This is a genomic window from Phyllobacterium sp. CL33Tsu (assembly GCF_900113985.1).
Lineage (GTDB): Bacteria > Pseudomonadota > Alphaproteobacteria > Rhizobiales > Rhizobiaceae > Phyllobacterium > Phyllobacterium pellucidum.
The window spans coordinates 1-16,908 of the sequence record NZ_FORJ01000007.1; the positions used below are offsets into that span (position 1 = coordinate 1).

The following is a 16,908-nucleotide window of genomic DNA, read 5'->3' on the forward strand; positions in this document are numbered from 1 at the left end:
CGCACCCGATCCCATTCCGAACTCGGCCGTGAAACGCCCCTGCGCCAATGGTACTTCGTCTCAAGACGCGGGAGAGTAGGTCGCTGCCAGGTCTGCCAAACGCAACAAACAAAGCTTCTCGACAAACACACAACAACAAACACAAGCGCCGCACCAAACGGCCCTTTCCATGCAAGCGCAAGCCCGCGCAACAAAGGAAAGCGCAAGCGCATACCGCACACACAATTGACGCGGGGTGGAGCAGCCCGGTAGCTCGTCAGGCTCATAACCTGAAGGTCACAGGTTCAAATCCTGTCCCCGCAACCAACATCACAAAACAACAACCCACACAAAAGCCCGGCATCCCCCGGGCTTGCGTGCGTTCAAGCGGCAAATTCAATCGAAGCCAACAGCGGCCGTGTTGGAGCCACAAACGAGGACGACGACACGCTCATCTTTTTCAGGGACATAGCGGCCCGAGAGTAGGGCGGCCATCGCTGCAGCTCCGCCAGGTTCGGCAACGATCCGGACAGTGTCCCACAGCGCCTGCTGCGCCTTGCGGATCTCGTCATCCGCTACCAGCACTGATGTGCCGACAAAGGCTTGCGCGATTGGAAACATGAGATTGCCGACGCGGCGCGGCGCCAGCGAATCGGCAGCGATCCCGCCGGCGGGAGCATCGACGGGCTTACCGGCCGCGAGCGCATGGTTGAGGGTTGGAGCGCTTTCAGGCTCGACCGCAACAATCTTGATGCGGCCGCGCAGCCATGAGGCGATACCGCCAATGAGACCACCGCCTCCGACGGCTACCAGCAGTGTGGTTGTTTCCGGAAGGTCCGCTTCGATTTCACGCCCGAGCGTCGCCTGGCCGAGCAGCGTCTCGACCTGATCATAGGCGTGCACGGCGAGTGCATCGGTCTCGGCAACGAATCGTTCGCTCGCCTCGAGGGCATTGGCGTAGCGCTCGCCGCCGATCACGAGCTTTGCACCATAGCTGCGAATCTTCGCGGCCTTCGCCGGCGAGGTGACACTTGGCACGAAGATAGTGGCCGGCACGCCGAGCCGCATGGCGGCATAGGCGACAGCCGCGCCATGATTGCCGCCGGAGGCGGCAACGACACCGGCCGCGGGAACCGGCCGTGTCAAAAGATTGGTAAATGCCCCGCGCGCTTTGAATGACCCCGAGTGCTGCAAACATTCGAGTTTGAGCGCGATGGGGAAAGCGGCCATGCCGAAATCGTCAAGATCCACATTGAGCACGGGCGTGTGCCGGATATGCGGCCGGATGATTTCTTCGACAGCAGTGATACGTTCAGGCGTGATATCGATGGGCATGATCGCACCATATTTCGCGGCTAGGCACAAAAGCAAGATCGATCGAGCGACGACAACGGCCTATCGATGATGATCTTGGCCATGGAAAGAGCAATGAACAGAAATTCGATCGTTTTTTGGATCTTCAGTCTTCTGGCCGCAGCAGCCAGCGGCGTGTTCTACGGCTACTTCTACAACGGAAAAATATCGGCGATTGGCGCGGTCTTCGCCCTGTTCCTTTGCATTCCGCCGCTGCTCTTCGAACGGGGAAACCTGTTCCCTCGACTTTTCGACCGGATGAACGCGCTGCCGACCCCGAGCTATATTTTTTGCTCGCTCCTTGCCAATTACCTGCTCATCGGTATGGGCTACTTCGTTTGCGGCACCCTGCTCTGGGCCCTCGGCTTTATACCCGGTGCCTGGTGGCAGGAGGCAATCCTGCCGACAAGCATATGGATTTACACGCTTGTCATTCTGGCGGTCCTGAGCTTTGTTTCGCGTGTACGCGAGCTTCTCGGGCGCGACATCTTTGCCAACCTCCTGATCGGGCGCTATCGCAAACCGATCGAGGAGGAGCGCATCTTTCTCTTCGTCGATCTGGTCGGTTCGACGACCTTTGCCGAAGAGTTCGGCGATCTGCGGGCGCAGCAGTTCCTCGGCGCGCTCTTTGCCGCGTTTGCAGGACCCGTCCGGCGGCACAACGGGACCATCGACGACTATGTTGGCGATGCTGCGATCATTACCTGGCCGATGCAGCGGGGCCTGCGCAATGCCGACTGCGTCGCATGTATCTTCGACATCATCGATGTAATCGAGGCAAACTCGGAAAAGTGGCTGAGTGAATTCGGCCGCGTGCCGCGTCTGCGCGCCGCCTTGCATGGTGGGCCGGTGGTTACTGCCGAGATCGGGGTGGACCATCACAAGATCACCTATTTCGGCGATACGGTAAACACGACGGCACGGCTCGAACAGCTTTGCCGCAGTTTGAACACGCCGGTGCTGATCTCAAGCGATCTTGCCGCGCGGCTGACGCTGCCCGACGGTATTCGCAGCAACAATCTCGGTACTCATGCGGTTCGGGGAAAGGGCCAAAGCCTCGGCGTCATGGCCCTTGTGCGCCCGCGCGGTAAGCAGTCAAAACTCGTGGCGCAGCGGGCCTAGAACCTCGATATTTTCCGCACGGGCCGCAGTTGCAAGGCGCCTACCCAGCGTTGCAAGGGCATGTTTTGATTGATCGCCAGTGCGCCCTCAGCTGGCGCAGCACTCTGTTGGCCTCGGCATTCTGCTCGTACGCTCGTACCTAGGAAGGGGCCATGTATGCATCGACAATCAAAGCCACTTCAGCGGCGGCCTTCTTCGAATCCTGGCCTTTATTTCCTGAGCGGTAAAAGAGTCGGGGAGGCTAGCTTGGTCAAGCCATGGCCAAGCTGAATGTTCTCATATAGACAAATTCTGTCCGTAAAGCGTCAAATCTGCTTTTAGGGCGATGACAGGCCATGTGCGGTGCGATATGTTCGGAACGTCGAGGGCCTTGTGATTTGCAAGAAGGCAAGGCCCTGTCAGCTTGCGGGAGAGTGGCCAGTGTGCGAATGCGCCGGTCCACCGAAGGGGAAATCGCCCGAAATCTCTCAGGTACCAGGAACCGCAAGCCGATAAGGCAACTCTGGAAAGTCGGGGGAAACCCCGCGCCGAAGGTGTAAGTTCAGCCGGTGCCAAGGCGCCGCGAGCGAGTCTCTCAGGCTTCCGACAGAGGGGTAAAGCATCATTCCGTCGCTGTGGCGGAGGTCTTTGCATGTCTCTGGAGTAAAAATGGGCGCTGAAGTCAATCCTGAAACCGACGAACTGAAATCGCTGCCACTTGGCGACCTGCACGAAGCGGCAAATGCGCGCTTCGGCGGCTTTGCCGGCTGGTCGATGCCGATCACCTATCCGCTCGGCGTAATGAAGGAACATCTGCATACGCGCGAAAAGGCGGGCTTGTTCGATATCTCGCATATGCAGCTTTTCGAGATCGCCGGGAAGGGTGCCGCGGCGCTCCTGTCCCGTGCCTGTCCGCTCTACGCGGGCTCGCTCGCGACCGGTCAGTCAAAATATACTTTCTTTCTCAATGAACAGGCTGGGATTATCGACGACCTGATCGTCACGCGGCTCGGCGACGAACGCTTCGTGGTTGCCGCCAATGCCGGCAATGCCGCCGTGGATGAGGCGCATCTGCGCGACCTCGCCAAGGATTTCAAAGCCAGCATCAATGCCCTTGACCGCGTGTTTCTGGCAATTCAGGGCCCGCAGGCCGCAGATGTTTTGCAGAAGGCAAGCATTGCTGGCACCGATCTTGAGTTCATGCACGGGTACGAGCCTCAGCCTGGCTGGTTCATGAGCCGCTCGGGTTATACGGGCGAAGATGGTTTTGAGATCGGCCTTCCGGAAGCGGACGCCCGCGCACTCGTCGCCAAGCTTCTCGCGGACGACCGCGTGACATGGATTGGGCTCGCCGCGCGCGACAGCCTGCGGCTCGAGGCCGGCCTATGCCTGCATGGCCAGGACATTACGCCGGAAATCGATCCGGTCGATGCGGGGCTTACCTGGGCCATATCGAAGCAAGTCCGGGGTCAGGGCGGCTTTATCGGATCTGAAGCGCTACAGGCCAAGCTCGCCGCCGGGTCAGGGCGCAAGCGCGTCGGCCTGAAGCCCGAGGGGCGCCAACCTGTCAGATCCGGCGCGACACTTGTCGATGCCGGCGGCAACCCTGTCGGCATCGTTACCTCGGGTGGATATGGTCCGTCGGCGGGCCACCCGGTTGCCATCGGCTATGTCGAGAAGGCACTCGCAACGACTGACTCACAGGTATTTGCTGAGATACGCGGCAGCCGCATCGCGCTGCATGTCCACCCGCTTCCCTTCGTTACCCATCGTTACCACAAAGGATAATTGAAATGGCTGTCACTTATTTCACTGAAGATCATGAATGGCTGCGCGTTGAAGACGGGATTGCGACAGTCGGCATTACCGACCATGCGCAGGACCAGTTGGGCGATCTCGTTTTCGTGCAATTGCCGGAAGTCGGGCAAACGCTTGCAAAGGGCGATGCTGCCGTCGTCGTCGAGTCGGTCAAGGCCGCTTCGGACGTCTACGCGCCGGTCGACGGCGAAGTGACAGAGGTCAATGAGGCGGCAGCCAGCGACCCAGCCCTGGTCAATTCTTCGGCGGCCGGCGATGGCTGGCTGTGGAAAATGAAGCTTGCGGATACCAACCAATTGACCGGCCTTCTCGACGAAGCCGGCTACAAAGCAATTATCGGCTGATTATCATGCAGAACAAGGGCATCTTTCCGTTCACCGACCGCCACATCGGGCCAAGCCTTCAGGGCTCGCGTGCCATGCTGGCGGCAGTTGGCATTCCCTCCCTCGAAACGCTCATCTCCCAGGCGGTACCGAAGTCCATTCGGCTCGAGCGTCCCCTCGACATTCCCGAAGCAGTGAATGAGGCCGAAGCGCTCGCTGAACTTTCGGCTAAGATGGCGCAGAACAAGACCCACAAGAGCTTCATCGGGCAAGGCTATCACGGGACGCATGTGCCAGCGGTTATCCAGCGCAACCTTTTCGAAAACCCTGCCTGGTACACGGCCTATACGCCGTACCAATCAGAAATAAGTCAGGGCAGGCTGGAGCTTCTATTCCATTTCCAGACCCTCGTGACCGAATTGACCGGCTTACCGGTCGCGTCGGCGTCCTTGCTTGACGAGGCGACGGCCGTGGCAGAGGCGGTCGGCATCGCCTACCGGCATCATCGTGAGAAGCGTACCCGCGTTGTTCTGGCCGGTGATGTGCATCCCCAGATTCTCGACGTGGTTCGCACCCGCGCCGAGCCACTCGGGATGAGCGTCAACGGCGGCGCGATCAACGCTGAAGTCGCAGCAATCATCGTTCCATGGCCGGATACATATGGCGTCTACAGGGATCATTCCACCGCCATTCGGGACGCAAAGGCATCCGGCGCTCTGGTGATAGCGGTCGCTGATCCTTTGGCATTGACGATCACCGCCCCTCCGGCATCGCTCGGCGCCGATATTGCCGCGGGATCGATGCAACGCTTCGGCGTGCCCGTCGGTTATGGTGGTCCGCACGCCGCCTATCTCGCCGTAGCGGACGCACTTACGCGTCTTATTCCGGGCAGGCTGGTTGGCCAGTCCGTGGACAGCAAGGGCCGCCCTGGTTACCGGCTTGCCCTGCAAACCCGCGAACAGCACATCCGCCGCGACAAGGCGACTTCGAACATCTGCACGGCGCAGGCATTGCTGGCGAACATGGCAGTTTCCTTCGCCATCTGGCATGGACCACAGGGGCTGCAGGCGATTGCTTCGCGCGTACATAGCCAGGCGGTCCGCCTTGCCGCTGCTATGGAGGCCGCAGGCATCGCGCTTGCCGGCAAGCGCTTCTTCGACACGCTTACCGTCGATGTGCCGGGCAGGGCAGGGGAGATTGCTGCCACTGCGGAAAAAGAAGGACTCCTGCTTCGGATCATCGATCAGGACCGGCTTGGCCTCACGCTTGACGAAACCACGACCGAGGCGGATTTGCAGGCTCTCGCCGCCCTGTTCGGCGCGATCTTGCCTGATGATACGGACACACGCCTGCCGAGCGAACGCGGCGCAGAGGGGTTCATGACCCAGGAGGTGTTCCATCAGCAGCGTTCCGAGACGGAAATGATGCGGTTCCTGCGTCGCCTCGCCGACAAGGATCTTGCGCTCGACCGGGCCATGATCCCGCTCGGCTCCTGCACGATGAAGCTCAATGCGGCGGCCGAGATGCTGCCGGTGAGCTGGCAGAGCGTCGCCAATGTTCACCCGTTTGCCCCGGCCGATCACGCGCTCGGCTATAAGGCGCTCACGGATGACCTCGAAACATGGCTCGCGGAAATCACGGGCTTCGATGCGGTGTCCCTGCAGCCGAATGCTGGCAGTCAGGGCGAATATGCCGGTCTCCTTGCCATTCGCCGTTATCATCTCGATCGCGGCGATGCGCATCGCGACATATGCCTCATTCCGGAATCGGCACATGGCACCAATCCCGCCAGCGCCCATATGGCGGGAATGCGCGTCGTTGTCGTCGCCTGCGAGGAAGCGGGCGACATCGACCTCGACGACCTGAAGGCCAAGGCGGAACTGCATGGTGCCAATCTGGCGGCACTGATGATCACCTATCCCTCGACGCATGGCGTCTTCGAGGAGGGTGTCAAGGACATCTGCGCCATCATTCATGCACATGGCGGGCAGGTCTATTTCGACGGCGCCAATCTCAATGCCCTCGTCGGGCTGGCGCGTCCCGGTGATATCGGCGCGGACGTATGCCATATGAACCTGCACAAGACCTTCTGCATTCCCCATGGCGGCGGCGGACCGGGCGTTGGCCCGATTGGTGTCAAGAGCCACCTTGCTCCCTTCCTGCCGGGGCATGTCCAGCTCGATACGGGCCACGCTGTTTCAGCCGCGCCCTTCGGCAGCGCATCGATCTTGCCAATCACCTGGATGTACATCCGGATGATGGGCGCAAACGGCCTGAAGCGCGCGACGGAAATGGCAATCCTAAATGCCAACTATATTGCAGGCCGGCTCGAGAACCACTATCCGGTGCTGTTCAAGGGCCGCAATGGCCGCGTCGCGCATGAATGCATCCTTGATACAAGGGTGCTGAAGGAGAGCGCCGGGGTGACCGTCGAAGACATCGCAAAACGGCTCATCGACTACGGCTTCCATGCGCCGACCATGTCCTGGCCAATTCCGGGGACACTGATGGTTGAGCCGACGGAATCGGAATCGAAACGCGAGATCGACAGGTTCTGCGATGCCATGATCGCGATCGCCGGTGAAGCGGCAAAGGTTGCGAGCGGCGCTTGGCCGAAGGACGACAATCCACTGGTCAACGCACCGCATCCGGCAGACGATGTTCTGGCCGACGATTGGGCGTATCCCTATAGCCGGAGCGAGGCGAGCCTGCCGGCCGGACCGAGCGACGAGAACCCGAAATATTGGCCACCGGTCTCGCGCATCGACAACGTGGCGGGAGATCGCAACCTCGTCTGCTCATGTCCGCCGATGCAGGCCTATAGCTAAGCCAAGCGCCTCCTTATCCTTGGGGAGGGGGCGCTTCGTGTTGCGCCGTTGTCTTACCAATTGGGCGTGAGACGGCCTTCGTCGGCACTATCTGAAACGTTGAATTCTTCGGCAAGCCGGCGGAGCGCCGCCGGCATGGCCCGAAGGTCCTCGGAACCGAAATGAAGGTGTGGCAACCGCGTGCGGATGAGTTCGGCAACAACCCGGGCTTGCATGCCGTCACGCGAGCGTTTGGCAGCATCGCGGTCCGCACGACGCGACAGCCACAATTTATGAAGGGCGAAGGCTCGGGGATCCGGACAGGAAAAGGTGAGCGGATAGCCGCGTTGGTCAATCACGACGGCCGAAACCTTGGGACTGTTGACGAGCCAGGCAAGCCCTTCGATTTCAACGGCGCGCAGGTCTTCGTCGTCCGAGCTGAATCCTGACCTGCCGCCCCCCGACATGATGTTCTTCGGCGTCGGCTTGATCAGATCGACGAGAAAGCCGTCGCGGTTGGCTGCCCTGTAGCTGTTCTTCGCCAGTGGTGCGAAGGAATGGTCAACTTTTTGCAGGATTCCGATCAGGCCTTTCTGCGAAAAGGTCCTGCCGATCAAGCGCAGGCTGAATCTCGAGTCCATGAGGAGATCAACGTCTTGCGTCGAGAGAAGGCCGCTCGTGACATGTACCCCCGCAAGGCGCTCGTAGACGAAGAGGGCGTTGGTTCCGACGATGTCAATGGCGGTGCCGATCAGCCCGAGCTTGTCCAGTGCGCGGATGATGCGGGCCGTCAGTTGCGGTACGCGTCCGAGCGACATGGCGCGGTTGACCGGAGCAAGTTCATCGAGACGCTGCGCGAGGCTGCCGACGCGCTCCTTCGAGTTCTCGCGACCGGCGTGAAACTGGCCGAATGTTGTTTCGGTTTCCGTGGAACGCGGACCAAGTGATTTCCAGATGCCGCCGGATTTCTTGTAGAGGTATTCCTTGCCGTTTGTGCTCGTCTTCCACGACATGGAACCGGAAAAGCGCTGCTCGTATTCCTTCGAACTCGCCTCATAGGATTCATAAACCTGTTCGGTATTCACAAGCTGGCGAATCTGATCGGGCGATAATTCGTTGAAATTATTCATCTTATCCCATGAGAACGAGAAATGCGTCGTATTGGGGATAATATCGCGATTTGGCGATGTTATAAAGCGATATTAGATAGGATTATCCCTTTGCCATATAAAATGCAGTTGAAAAGGGATAATCCAACGAAAACTGACTCGCAGGCCCCCCAACAGGCGTTCCTTCGCGCAAAGTATAACTCCCCAGCGGCGGTGAACGGAGACCGCCCCACAGCCACGACATTGAAGAGTTCGCCATCAACAGATATTCCGGTTTCCAAAACTTTGAAGTATCGATCTGGCGAACATCGGAGTTCCATAAGATATCTTACGCCGCAATCGTGTGTAGCCGGGAGTGGGTTCTAATTTGAAGTGCGACTTGCGAGAGATAACAAGGGCAAAGGAATCACCATGAATCACCGCTGCGGCGCACCTACTTGCAAATCACCCCCGACGAACGCCGTAAGATCGAACGCTGGCGCTCGGCGAAGATCAGTGTCGATATTATTGTCGAGAAACTTGGACGGCATCGTTCTACGATCTTTCGCGAACTGAAGCGCAACGCTTTTGACCATCCCGAGATGCGGGACTGACGGGCTATTACGCTCTGGTAGCAAACACGAAGACAAGGGATCGGCGGGGGCAATCGCCGCAAGCTGGCACGGGTGCCGCAACTGCGCGAGGCGATTATCGAGCGGATTCCCCATGGCTGGTCGCCCGAGCAGGTTGCCGGCCGTCTGAAGCTGGAAGGCGGCGTCGAAGTCTCTCGGAAGAAATGGTTCGAGCAGGAAGCGGTTCTGAGCGTGTGGCGCTAGGCTCGAACTTAAGCTTCTTGTCAAGCCAGTGCTTGATCAAAATGGCCACTTGGTGGCTATAGTCGTATCAACATAGATAATGAATATCACGATAACACTCAAATTTCATCATCGCGTGCTGTGCTGATGTAGGTCAATAGGACATCGCGCGCATCTTCGTAGGACAGATGATCCGAATCATATGCCAAGCAGACCGCACCATGAAATTTCCCGAAAATTCCAATAATCTTAATTTCTCCTCCAACGTATCCGAATAGTCGGGCTGCCCTTTCAATCTCGACGCCGTTGTCTTCAACTAATTGATATCCATAAAACTCTTCATCATTGAAATGGCCGATTGTTTGCAATTGCGATGCCGCAGCTTGATTATCTGGATGATCATCTGCAATGTGGTTACTCATATCCCGTTCCAAGCCGAACTGAGGCGATTCTATTGCGTTCGGGGGATGATGCAAGCGAGAACAGCCTATGTCCTCTGCTGACCCTAGGTTTGGGTTTAGGACGCCTTTCTTGGTGATGGCCCAGCACCGAGCAAATCCAACCAGCACTTATAGTCGCGCGACGTTGGCTGTAGCGTTCTATCCCTAACAATGATCGGTATGGTGGCCCGTATTTTTCAGCTAGAGCAACCATCTTATCGGCTCGTTGTAGCGCCACATCCCGCACGATACGCAGTTTCCACGATCGAAAAATGCTGTTTTGGTCATCCAGTGATAGCAAGCAAATCATTGTTCAAATTCTGCTTATCCTGCAGGGGTACGTTCAGGGGTTCCTGATTTTAAAGTGCGACTTTGCAATGGCTTATTCTACCAAAGAAATCACCCCTGAATCAGCCGCTTCGACGCAACTACCCTCAAATCACCTCGACGACCGGCGCTTCAGCGAGAACTCACAATTCAGCTTGTGCCGCCCAGACTGAGGGTCACCTTAACGTGCGTGGCATCTCTGGCGACCCTCCGAAGCGCTTGGTACCAGGGAGAATCAGGGCCACCCAATTCATCAACGAATTGCTGCAGATTGATGAAATGAAGATGATCAAAATCCACCGGGCAGCCGGGGCCGCCGCCCTCGATCGCGTCCCATAAGGCATCAAGGTTGCGTCCGAAATTTGCCGAGAATCTGGGGTTTGTCGAATCAAGGTAACGTTGGAAGAATTCCTCAATCGTGTAAATTCCGGTGCAATCAATAAGGGCGGTACGTTGATAATCGTTCATGTCAAAATACTTTCCAACTGTCTAAATAAATGATGTTTAAAACTTTACACCGACGCCATGGCCTTCTGGATGATCGCGGGGTCGATCGTGAACAGTTCCTGGGCGCGCCCTACCCCGCGCAACGCGAAGCGGCCGACGCAGACCAGTTTCAAGCGGAATGCATCCGGCAGCGTCGCAGCATAGCGCTCCGAAATCAGGATCTCCTGGTCGACGGACCGGCACATAGAAGCGATACGGCTGACCTCGTTTACAGCGGGCCCGACCACCGTGAAGTCAAGTCGCGTGTCACTGCCGATATTGCCGAAGAACACTTCGCCAATATGCAGGCCGAGGTAGACATTGGTCGCGGGTTGTCCGGCTTCGACCCGTTGCCGGTTGAGAACGGTCAGTTTCTTGCGCAGGAGCGCCTGGGCCTTCAAGGCCGCTGTGGCTGCGTCGGCGGAATCGCCGTCGGTAAAGATCGCGAGCGTACCGTCACCGATCAGTTTCAGCACGTCGCCGCCCATCTCCTGGATCGACGATATTACGGCCTCTGCATAATCGTTGAGCATGGGAATGATGGCGTCGGGCGCGGCAGCGTCGGATATGCGCGTGTAATCACGAAGATCCGAATACCAGAGCACGGCCTCGATTCGATCGGCGGCGCCACGATTGATGCGGCCGGCAAGGACCCGCTTGGCGGCGTCGTGGCCAAGGTAAACCTCTGCCAGCGTCCTGACGATTCGCGTCAGCGAAGCGCATTTCATCGCGAGTGCAAGACTGCTTACCAGCCTTCGCAGGGCGATGATGTCCGGATCGCTGAAACCCTCGGCGTGATCGGAGGCCCAGGACGAATAGAATCCATCCATTTCGCCGATGCTGCCCTGCTTCGAAAACGGCACGATCATTGCAAAATAGTCTGTGCAGCCCTCGTCTCGCATCGAGGCAAGTTGGCGAAACGATGGTGCTTCGTCGGCTGTCAGCCTGTGCCGCATTTCGACCTCGCCGATCTCCAGCAAATGATAGAAAGTCGATGCCTGCCAATTCTCGGCGCTCTCGCCGCTTTGCGACGAGCCATACTCGATGACGGTGCGCTCCAGTTCGCCCTCGCGCCGCCAGAGAAACACTCTCCCCTCATAGATCGGATGAAGCGTATCGACGAATGTATTGCCGCGTTCGAGCTTGATGCCCAATGCAACGCATCGATCGCAGAACCCGTTCATGAGATCGGTTTCGGTTGCACCGCAGATGCCTTGGGCATTGAGCCAGGTTTCGATTTCAACGATTTCGGCTTCGGTCACGGTTTCTTCACCCATGCTGCAACTGATAAAAGAGGTAGCACGACGTGCACATTTGACCAAGAATTCTCAGCGGCAAGTGCCCGTCGGCGCTTGGGATTGAGAAATCCACTGACTGTTGCGAAATGCTCCAAGTCATTCATAATACATGGAAAAAATCATTTCTATCAGCATGTCATGGATGTGGAATAGTACTAAAGTCTCATTGACACAGGACCCGCAACTAAATACACGCATAACGTGGCATAATTTAGAGAATACAACGAATCCGAGTGTTGATAAATCTTGCTTGAATCAAAAAAGCAAGGCGATGGACGACTTTTGCTTTTCTTTTTAGTGAACCGAATTTAACGTTGGCAATATATTGCAATTTATTTCAGGCGGGTTGATTTTGAGTTCGGCATTTTCTCTTTGCGTTCATTCTTTCGCGTTGCTGTGTTCCAATGGTTGAGCGTGGCGGCGACACGGCGACCCTGACGCCGGACAAAGGTCTCGACTCACGTTATTTCAGCGAAGCGGTGCGCTGGGAAAACGACGTTATTCGTACGGTGAAGCGGTCAAGGCGTGTTGCCTGGATCGTCGCTGGGTTCAGCGCCTTGCTCGCCGGCCTCGCCATGGCCTGCCTTGCCCTGCTCCTGCCGCTGAAAAGCTTCGAGCCTTATGTCATCGAGGTCGACAAGACGACGGGCTTCATGGAGATCAAACGGCCGCTCGCCGAGGGCGACCTGACGCAGTCGGAAGCGATCACCCGGATGAATGTGGTTCGCTACGTCAAGGCGCGTGAAACCTATGATCCTGCTTCCGTTCAGGACAATTTCGATCTGGCGCAACTCCTTTCGACCGGGGATGCGCAGCGGGATCTTCTCAACCTCTACGGTCCCTCCAGCCCGACAAACCCTGTCAATCGGTTTGGCCGCCAAACCCGTGTGCTTCCGACCATCAAGTCGATCCAGATACCTAACAACAAAACCGCCATCGTGCGTTTTTCCACCCAGCGCATAGGTCAGGATACCGGGCCCGAAGAGCATTGGGTGGCGCTCATGCATTTCCGCTATTCGCGCGAACCGATGACCAATGAGTGGCGGTTCGACAATCCGCTCGGCTTTCAGATCCAGGACTACCGGCGCGATCAGGAAAGCGTGCCGGCATCGGAACAGGGGCATTGATGATGACGCTGTTCTCCGTTCGCCGATTACAATTGATTGCGCCGCTCGTTTGCGCCGGGGTTCTCGCCGCAAGCCCGGTCCTCGCCGAAATTGCGCCGAAGCGCGGTCAGGCCGATGCGCGTGTACGCACCGTCAACTACAATCCCGCCAATGTCGTCTCGGTCGATGCAACCCACGGCGTCTCGACGATGATCGTCCTCGGCGATACCGAGAAGATCGAAACGGTGGCGGTGGGTGACAGCCTGTCCTGGAAGATCGAGCCCAACAAGCGTGGCAACATCATCTTCCTGAAGCCCGTCGAGGCCAAGACGACGACGAACATGAACGTCGTCAGCGACAAGCATGTCTACACATTCATCCTGCGGGCCCATGCCGAATCTGAAGGCGACCAGACCTATCTGGTCAAGTTCCGCTATCCGGACGAGGAGGCGGATTCGCGACTGCTGGCGGAAGCGCAGCGCCTTGTCTCCGAACCCAACCGCGCCAATTTCCAGTTCGAGAATTCCAATACGAACTACCAGTTCCGCGGCGACGGCGAGTTGAAGCCGACCTACGCCTTCGACGATGGGGTGAAGACCTGGTTCAAGTTTGACGGCGACATTCCCTCGATCTTCATTGTCGAAGGCGGCAAACGGGAAATTTTGGCCAACTTCCGCCGCGAAGGCGATTATCTGGTCGTCGACAAGATCGCCAGGCAGTGGATACTGCGGCGCGGCGACCTCGCGCTGTGCCTTTTCAACATGCAGAAGATCGGTGGATCGGCCGTTGCGGCCAGGACCACCTCTTCCAATGAGCGGATGAGGTAACGCCATGCCTGATCCCAATTATCATCAAAGCGTCGAACTCGAGGAAAGCGCGCAATCGCAACTATCGGAGCCGAAGCGCGGCTTGAGCAAGGCTGCCATCGTCGTGCTTTTTGGCATGGTTTCGATTCCCCTTCTGGCGATGCCCTTCTGGTTGGCGCAGCCGAAGGCGCCGGACAATGTGGAATCGAATGAGAACGAGGAATTCCTCGCACCTCCCGGAAAAGTGCAGCTGAACGTGCCGCCGCCGGAGCCGGAAGCACCGGCGACGGCGCCGACACAGCCGATGGGGGGCTCGGCGACGGACGCCGAACTCGAGCGGGCAAAGCAGGCTGCCGAGGAAGAGGCGCGCCGCCTCGCCGAAGAGCGCAAGGCACTCGAGGCCGAACGGCTGGCACGCGAATCCGAAAACGACCAGAAGAGATGGGAGCGCTACCGTTCGCCCATGGTCGTGACCGAGACCGGAGGCCAGGTCGACCCCTTGGCGCAGGCAGGCAAGACTCCGGAACAGGCGGAAAAGGAAAAGAGCGCCGCAACCTTCCAGGACACCAACCCGAACAACCAGTTCCTCTCCGCTTTGGCCGCCAAGCCTGTGGAAGTCGCGACGGCTGAGCAAACCAAGCGCATCGACGCGCTGGTGCCGCAAGGCACGATGATCCGCGGTGTCCTCGAAACGGCGGTGCAGACCGACCTGCCTGGCATGGTGCGCGCCGTAACGACGGAGGATGTGTGGTCCTTCGATGGACGCCGCGTGCTCATCCCCTCGGGTTCGCGCATGATCGGCGAATATAATGCGGGGGTCGAGCAGAACCAGAAGCGCGCCTTTATCGTGTGGAACCGGCTGCTTCGCGCCGATGGCGTGTCGCTCAACCTTGGCTCCATCGGCACGGATGAACTTGGCGTCTCCGGCTCGGCCGGCGATGTCAATAATCACTACCTCGCCAAGTATGGTTCGGCCTTTGTATTGAGCTTTCTCAGCCTTGGCGCGCAGGCGTTCGCGGACACAGGTTCGCGCACCAGCTACAACACCGGTCCGATCACGACGCAGATTACCGATCCGATTACGGGCAAGACGACCGTCAACACCATCTATCCAGACAACAATGTCGGACAAGACCTTGGCAACAAGGCACTTGGCGCCGCTGCCCAGGGGCTGGCGCAGGTCGGGCAAGAGGTTCTCAAAAGCACGATGAACATCAAGCCGACGATCAGCATCAACCAGGGCACACCTGTTGCGATCTTTGTGCGGCGCGATCTCGATTTTTCCGAACTTTATCCCGATCCCGTTCAGGAGAAGCTCAAGGAACTCAAACGTGGGCGAGGCTGGGATGGCAAATACTGACCGTATTCAAGTCAGGCTCGGAGGGGGTCTGCGATGAGTTACGCTGCCTCGCTCTCCGATCTCATCGATCTCGCCTTCGCACCGCTGCGCGGCTTTCTGCAGTCTCCCGATGTCGTCGAAATCTGCATCAATGAACCGGGAATCGCCTTCGTCGAACGGGTAGGTCAGCCGGGCATGATGCGCTACGTCATGCCCGAGCTGACAGCGGAGCGGATGCGGTTCATGGCTGAGCGGGTTGCCGCTGCAAGCCACCAGTTCATCAACGAGGAAGAGCCGATTCTTTCGGCGTCCCTGCCCGATGGTGCGCGAGTCCAGGTGGTGCTGCCGCCGGCTGCACCAAAGGGCGGCGCTATCGTCATTCGCCGTCAGGTGACACGCCAGCTCGTCCTCGACGATTATGCGGCCTCAGGGGCACTTCGCTCGACCCTTGTCACCGACAGTGCCTATCAATTGACCGATGATGAAACGCTGCTTTGCGACCTGATCGCGCGCGGCAACATCGAGTCTTTCTTGCGCGAAGCCGTGTGCCGGCGCGTATCGATGCTGATTTCGGGTGGTACCGGTTCGGGCAAGACTACCTTTCTTAACGCGCTGATGCAGGAGATTCCGGATTACGAACGCCTGATCACGATTGAAGACACGCCGGAACTGACGCCGCCGCAGGAAAACCACGTCAGCCTTATTGCGACGCGCGGCAACCAGAACGTCGCCCGCGTCGATCCGCGCCATCTGGTTGAAGCATCGCTGCGCATGCGGCCGGATCGGCTGCTGCTCGGCGAAATCCGCGGCGGCGAGGCAATCGACTTCCTGCAGGCTATTAATACCGGCCACCCCGGTTCGCTATCGACCGTGCACGCGAATTCGCCGAGCGCCGCCTATACGCGCCTCGCATTGCTCGTCATCCAGGGCAGCGGCGGCGGGCTTGGCCTTACGAAGGTCGAGATCGTCGAGATGTTGCGCGCGACGGTTCCGCTCGTGGTCCAGCTTGGCCGGCGCGATGGGCGGCCGGGTGTCGTTACCGAAATCTTTTACGATCCGTTCGTGCGCTCCGGACGGCAAAGACCAGCTGCCTATAACGACTTCTCGAAGATGCAGGAGCCCGGCGTCGTTCCGCTGGGGCGCAAGCAATGAACCGGATTAGTCTCCTGCTGACGTCCTTCGCCGCGATGGCTATCGGTTCGGTGGGCGCCGCGCCGGCTGAAGATGCGCCTGTCAAGGTGACGGTCATCGAGGATGCGGCGCCGGTCAATCCGCCCAGTGCGACGATTGCCGCGAAACCTGCCGGTTGCGATTTCAGCAAGGTGCCGGATGCAAAACAGGGCGAAATCATCATCCGCAAAATAGCGGACGAAGAAGCGTTTGACCTCGACTTCCTCCTCGCCATTGCAAGGCAGGAAAGCGGCTTTCGCATGAATGCCGTTTCGAGCGCGGGCGCCGTGGGGCTGATGCAGCTGATGCCTGCCACGGCGAAGCGCTTCAGCGTCGATATCTGCGACCCGGAAGACAATGTCCGCGGCGCGGTACGGTACCTGCGCTTCCTGCAGAAGCGCTATCAGAATCCGCTTTACGTGCTCGCCGCCTATAATGCCGGTGAGGGCGCCGTCGACCAAGATCGCGGCATACCGCTCTATCCCGAAACCGTTCGCTATGTCTCGGCCATTCTCACCGATCTCTACGGATGGAAGCCGCTTGGAGTGCCAGCGTCCGACGGCGAAAAGCGGACGGCGGGCAAGAAGAACGAGGGCCAACCTGCCAAGCCGGAGGAATGGACTCAAGGATTTGTATTACATGTGGAGTAGTC

At 58.5% G+C, this 16,908-nt stretch carries 16 protein-coding genes, 1 tRNA gene, 1 rRNA gene and 1 riboswitch; of the genes, 13 read left to right on the top strand and 5 right to left on the bottom strand.

What is annotated here, in order from left to right:
• A 5S ribosomal RNA gene (gene rrf, locus BM074_RS19725) occupies nt 1-92 on the top strand; the annotation flags it as partial.
• 137 nt (nt 93-229) lie between these two features.
• A tRNA-Met gene (locus BM074_RS19730) sits at nt 230-306 on the top strand.
• Nucleotides 307-375: 69 nt separating this feature from the next.
• Here the strand turns inward: BM074_RS19730 and BM074_RS19735 are convergent.
• Nucleotides 376-1,314 carry a threonine/serine dehydratase gene (locus BM074_RS19735; RefSeq protein ID WP_091924474.1) on the bottom strand — a complete coding sequence of 313 codons (939 nt, stop codon included), beginning with the start codon at nt 1,312-1,314 and terminating at the stop codon, nt 376-378.
• Nucleotides 1,315-1,407: 93 nt separating this feature from the next.
• Between BM074_RS19735 and BM074_RS19740 the strand changes: the two genes are divergently transcribed.
• The 4 genes from BM074_RS19740 to gcvP all read left to right on the top strand — a co-directional run bounded on the left by BM074_RS19740 (nt 1,408) and on the right by gcvP (nt 7,402).
• The gene (locus BM074_RS19740) at nt 1,408-2,454 is read left to right on the top strand and encodes an adenylate/guanylate cyclase domain-containing protein (protein ID WP_175499077.1); all 1,047 of its coding nucleotides are present in this window, start codon (nt 1,408-1,410) and stop codon (nt 2,452-2,454) included.
• Nucleotides 2,455-2,850: 396 nt separating this feature from the next.
• A riboswitch (glycine riboswitch) is annotated at nt 2,851-2,948 on the top strand.
• A gap of 154 nt (nt 2,949-3,102) precedes the next feature.
• Nucleotides 3,103-4,221 carry a glycine cleavage system aminomethyltransferase GcvT gene (gene gcvT, locus BM074_RS19745; RefSeq protein WP_091924476.1) on the top strand — a complete coding sequence of 373 codons (1,119 nt, stop codon included), beginning with the start codon at nt 3,103-3,105 and terminating at the stop codon, nt 4,219-4,221.
• A 5-nt stretch (nt 4,222-4,226) separates the two neighbouring features.
• Nucleotides 4,227-4,595, top strand: coding sequence for a glycine cleavage system protein GcvH (gene gcvH, locus BM074_RS19750; RefSeq protein WP_027232989.1), 369 nt, complete (start codon nt 4,227-4,229; stop codon nt 4,593-4,595).
• Nucleotides 4,596-4,600: 5 nt separating this feature from the next.
• Nucleotides 4,601-7,402: an aminomethyl-transferring glycine dehydrogenase gene (gene gcvP, locus BM074_RS19755; RefSeq protein ID WP_091924478.1), complete on the top strand. Its 2,802-nt coding sequence runs from the start codon at nt 4,601-4,603 to the stop codon at nt 7,400-7,402.
• Between the two features lie 53 nt (nt 7,403-7,455).
• Here gcvP and BM074_RS19760 read toward each other — a convergent pair whose 3' ends face one another.
• A complete protein-coding gene (locus BM074_RS19760; protein ID WP_091924479.1) occupies nt 7,456-8,511 on the bottom strand; it encodes a GSU2403 family nucleotidyltransferase fold protein in 1,056 nt (351 codons plus the stop codon).
• Between the two features lie 416 nt (nt 8,512-8,927).
• Here BM074_RS19760 and BM074_RS23515 point away from each other — a divergent pair, with 416 nt between their 5' ends.
• A complete protein-coding gene (locus BM074_RS23515) occupies nt 8,928-9,083 on the top strand; it encodes a helix-turn-helix domain-containing protein (protein WP_175499078.1) in 156 nt (51 codons plus the stop codon).
• 72 nt (nt 9,084-9,155) lie between these two features.
• On the top strand, nt 9,156-9,305 hold the full coding sequence (locus BM074_RS23520; RefSeq protein WP_175499079.1) for a hypothetical protein: 150 nt from the start codon (nt 9,156-9,158) through the stop codon (nt 9,303-9,305).
• A gap of 98 nt (nt 9,306-9,403) precedes the next feature.
• On the opposite strand, the gene BM074_RS19770 is transcribed toward BM074_RS23520, so the two are convergent.
• From BM074_RS19770 to BM074_RS19785, 3 genes are all read right to left on the bottom strand, one after another.
• Complete coding sequence (locus BM074_RS19770) at nt 9,404-9,706, bottom strand: hypothetical protein (protein ID WP_091924481.1); 303 nt, start codon at nt 9,704-9,706, stop codon at nt 9,404-9,406.
• 495 nt (nt 9,707-10,201) lie between these two features.
• Complete coding sequence (locus BM074_RS19780) at nt 10,202-10,519, bottom strand: barstar family protein (RefSeq protein ID WP_091924510.1); 318 nt, start codon at nt 10,517-10,519, stop codon at nt 10,202-10,204.
• Between the two features lie 44 nt (nt 10,520-10,563).
• Entirely contained in the window at nt 10,564-11,799 is a 1,236-nt protein-coding gene (locus BM074_RS19785; RefSeq protein WP_091924879.1) for an adenylate/guanylate cyclase domain-containing protein, read from the bottom strand.
• Between the two features lie 440 nt (nt 11,800-12,239).
• On the opposite strand from BM074_RS19785, the gene BM074_RS19790 reads away from it, so the two are divergent.
• From BM074_RS19790 to BM074_RS19810, 5 genes are read left to right on the top strand one after another with little or no spacing between them, the layout of a single operon-like run.
• A complete protein-coding gene (locus tag BM074_RS19790) occupies nt 12,240-12,962 on the top strand; it encodes a VirB8 family type IV secretion system protein (RefSeq protein ID WP_091924512.1) in 723 nt (240 codons plus the stop codon).
• Nucleotides 12,962-13,768, top strand: a complete 807-nt coding sequence (gene virB9 / locus BM074_RS19795; protein ID WP_091924514.1) for a P-type conjugative transfer protein VirB9 — start codon at nt 12,962-12,964, stop codon at nt 13,766-13,768. The genes BM074_RS19790 and virB9 overlap by 1 nt, the downstream gene beginning before the upstream one ends.
• A gap of 4 nt (nt 13,769-13,772) precedes the next feature.
• Nucleotides 13,773-15,107, top strand: coding sequence for a TrbI/VirB10 family protein (locus BM074_RS19800; protein WP_091924517.1), 1,335 nt, complete (start codon nt 13,773-13,775; stop codon nt 15,105-15,107).
• 33 nt (nt 15,108-15,140) lie between these two features.
• Entirely contained in the window at nt 15,141-16,238 is a 1,098-nt protein-coding gene (virB11, locus tag BM074_RS19805) for a P-type DNA transfer ATPase VirB11 (protein WP_091924519.1), read from the top strand.
• Nucleotides 16,235-16,906, top strand: coding sequence for a lytic transglycosylase domain-containing protein (locus BM074_RS19810; protein ID WP_091924522.1), 672 nt, complete (start codon nt 16,235-16,237; stop codon nt 16,904-16,906). The genes virB11 and BM074_RS19810 overlap by 4 nt, the downstream gene beginning before the upstream one ends.
• The last annotated feature ends 2 nt before the right edge of the window (nt 16,907-16,908 follow it).

Bases quoted from the DNA above. Each gene is read 5' to 3' on its own strand.
- BM074_RS19735 (WP_091924474.1), bottom strand. From the start codon at position 1,314: ATGCCCATCGATATCACGCCTGAACGTATCACTGCTGTCGAAGAAATC.
- BM074_RS19740 (WP_175499077.1), top strand. From the start codon at position 1,408: ATGAACAGAAATTCGATCGTTTTTTGGATCTTCAGTCTTCTGGCCGCA.
- gcvT (WP_091924476.1), top strand. From the start codon at position 3,103: ATGGGCGCTGAAGTCAATCCTGAAACCGACGAACTGAAATCGCTGCCA.
- gcvH (WP_027232989.1), top strand. From the start codon at position 4,227: ATGGCTGTCACTTATTTCACTGAAGATCATGAATGGCTGCGCGTTGAA.
- gcvP (WP_091924478.1), top strand. From the start codon at position 4,601: ATGCAGAACAAGGGCATCTTTCCGTTCACCGACCGCCACATCGGGCCA.
- BM074_RS19760 (WP_091924479.1), bottom strand. From the start codon at position 8,511: ATGAATAATTTCAACGAATTATCGCCCGATCAGATTCGCCAGCTTGTG.
- BM074_RS19770 (WP_091924481.1), bottom strand. From the start codon at position 9,706: ATGAGTAACCACATTGCAGATGATCATCCAGATAATCAAGCTGCGGCA.
- BM074_RS19780 (WP_091924510.1), bottom strand. From the start codon at position 10,519: ATGAACGATTATCAACGTACCGCCCTTATTGATTGCACCGGAATTTAC.
- BM074_RS19790 (WP_091924512.1), top strand. From the start codon at position 12,240: ATGGTTGAGCGTGGCGGCGACACGGCGACCCTGACGCCGGACAAAGGT.
- virB9 (WP_091924514.1), top strand. From the start codon at position 12,962: ATGATGACGCTGTTCTCCGTTCGCCGATTACAATTGATTGCGCCGCTC.
- BM074_RS19800 (WP_091924517.1), top strand. From the start codon at position 13,773: ATGCCTGATCCCAATTATCATCAAAGCGTCGAACTCGAGGAAAGCGCG.
- virB11 (WP_091924519.1), top strand. From the start codon at position 15,141: ATGAGTTACGCTGCCTCGCTCTCCGATCTCATCGATCTCGCCTTCGCA.
- BM074_RS19810 (WP_091924522.1), top strand. From the start codon at position 16,235: ATGAACCGGATTAGTCTCCTGCTGACGTCCTTCGCCGCGATGGCTATC.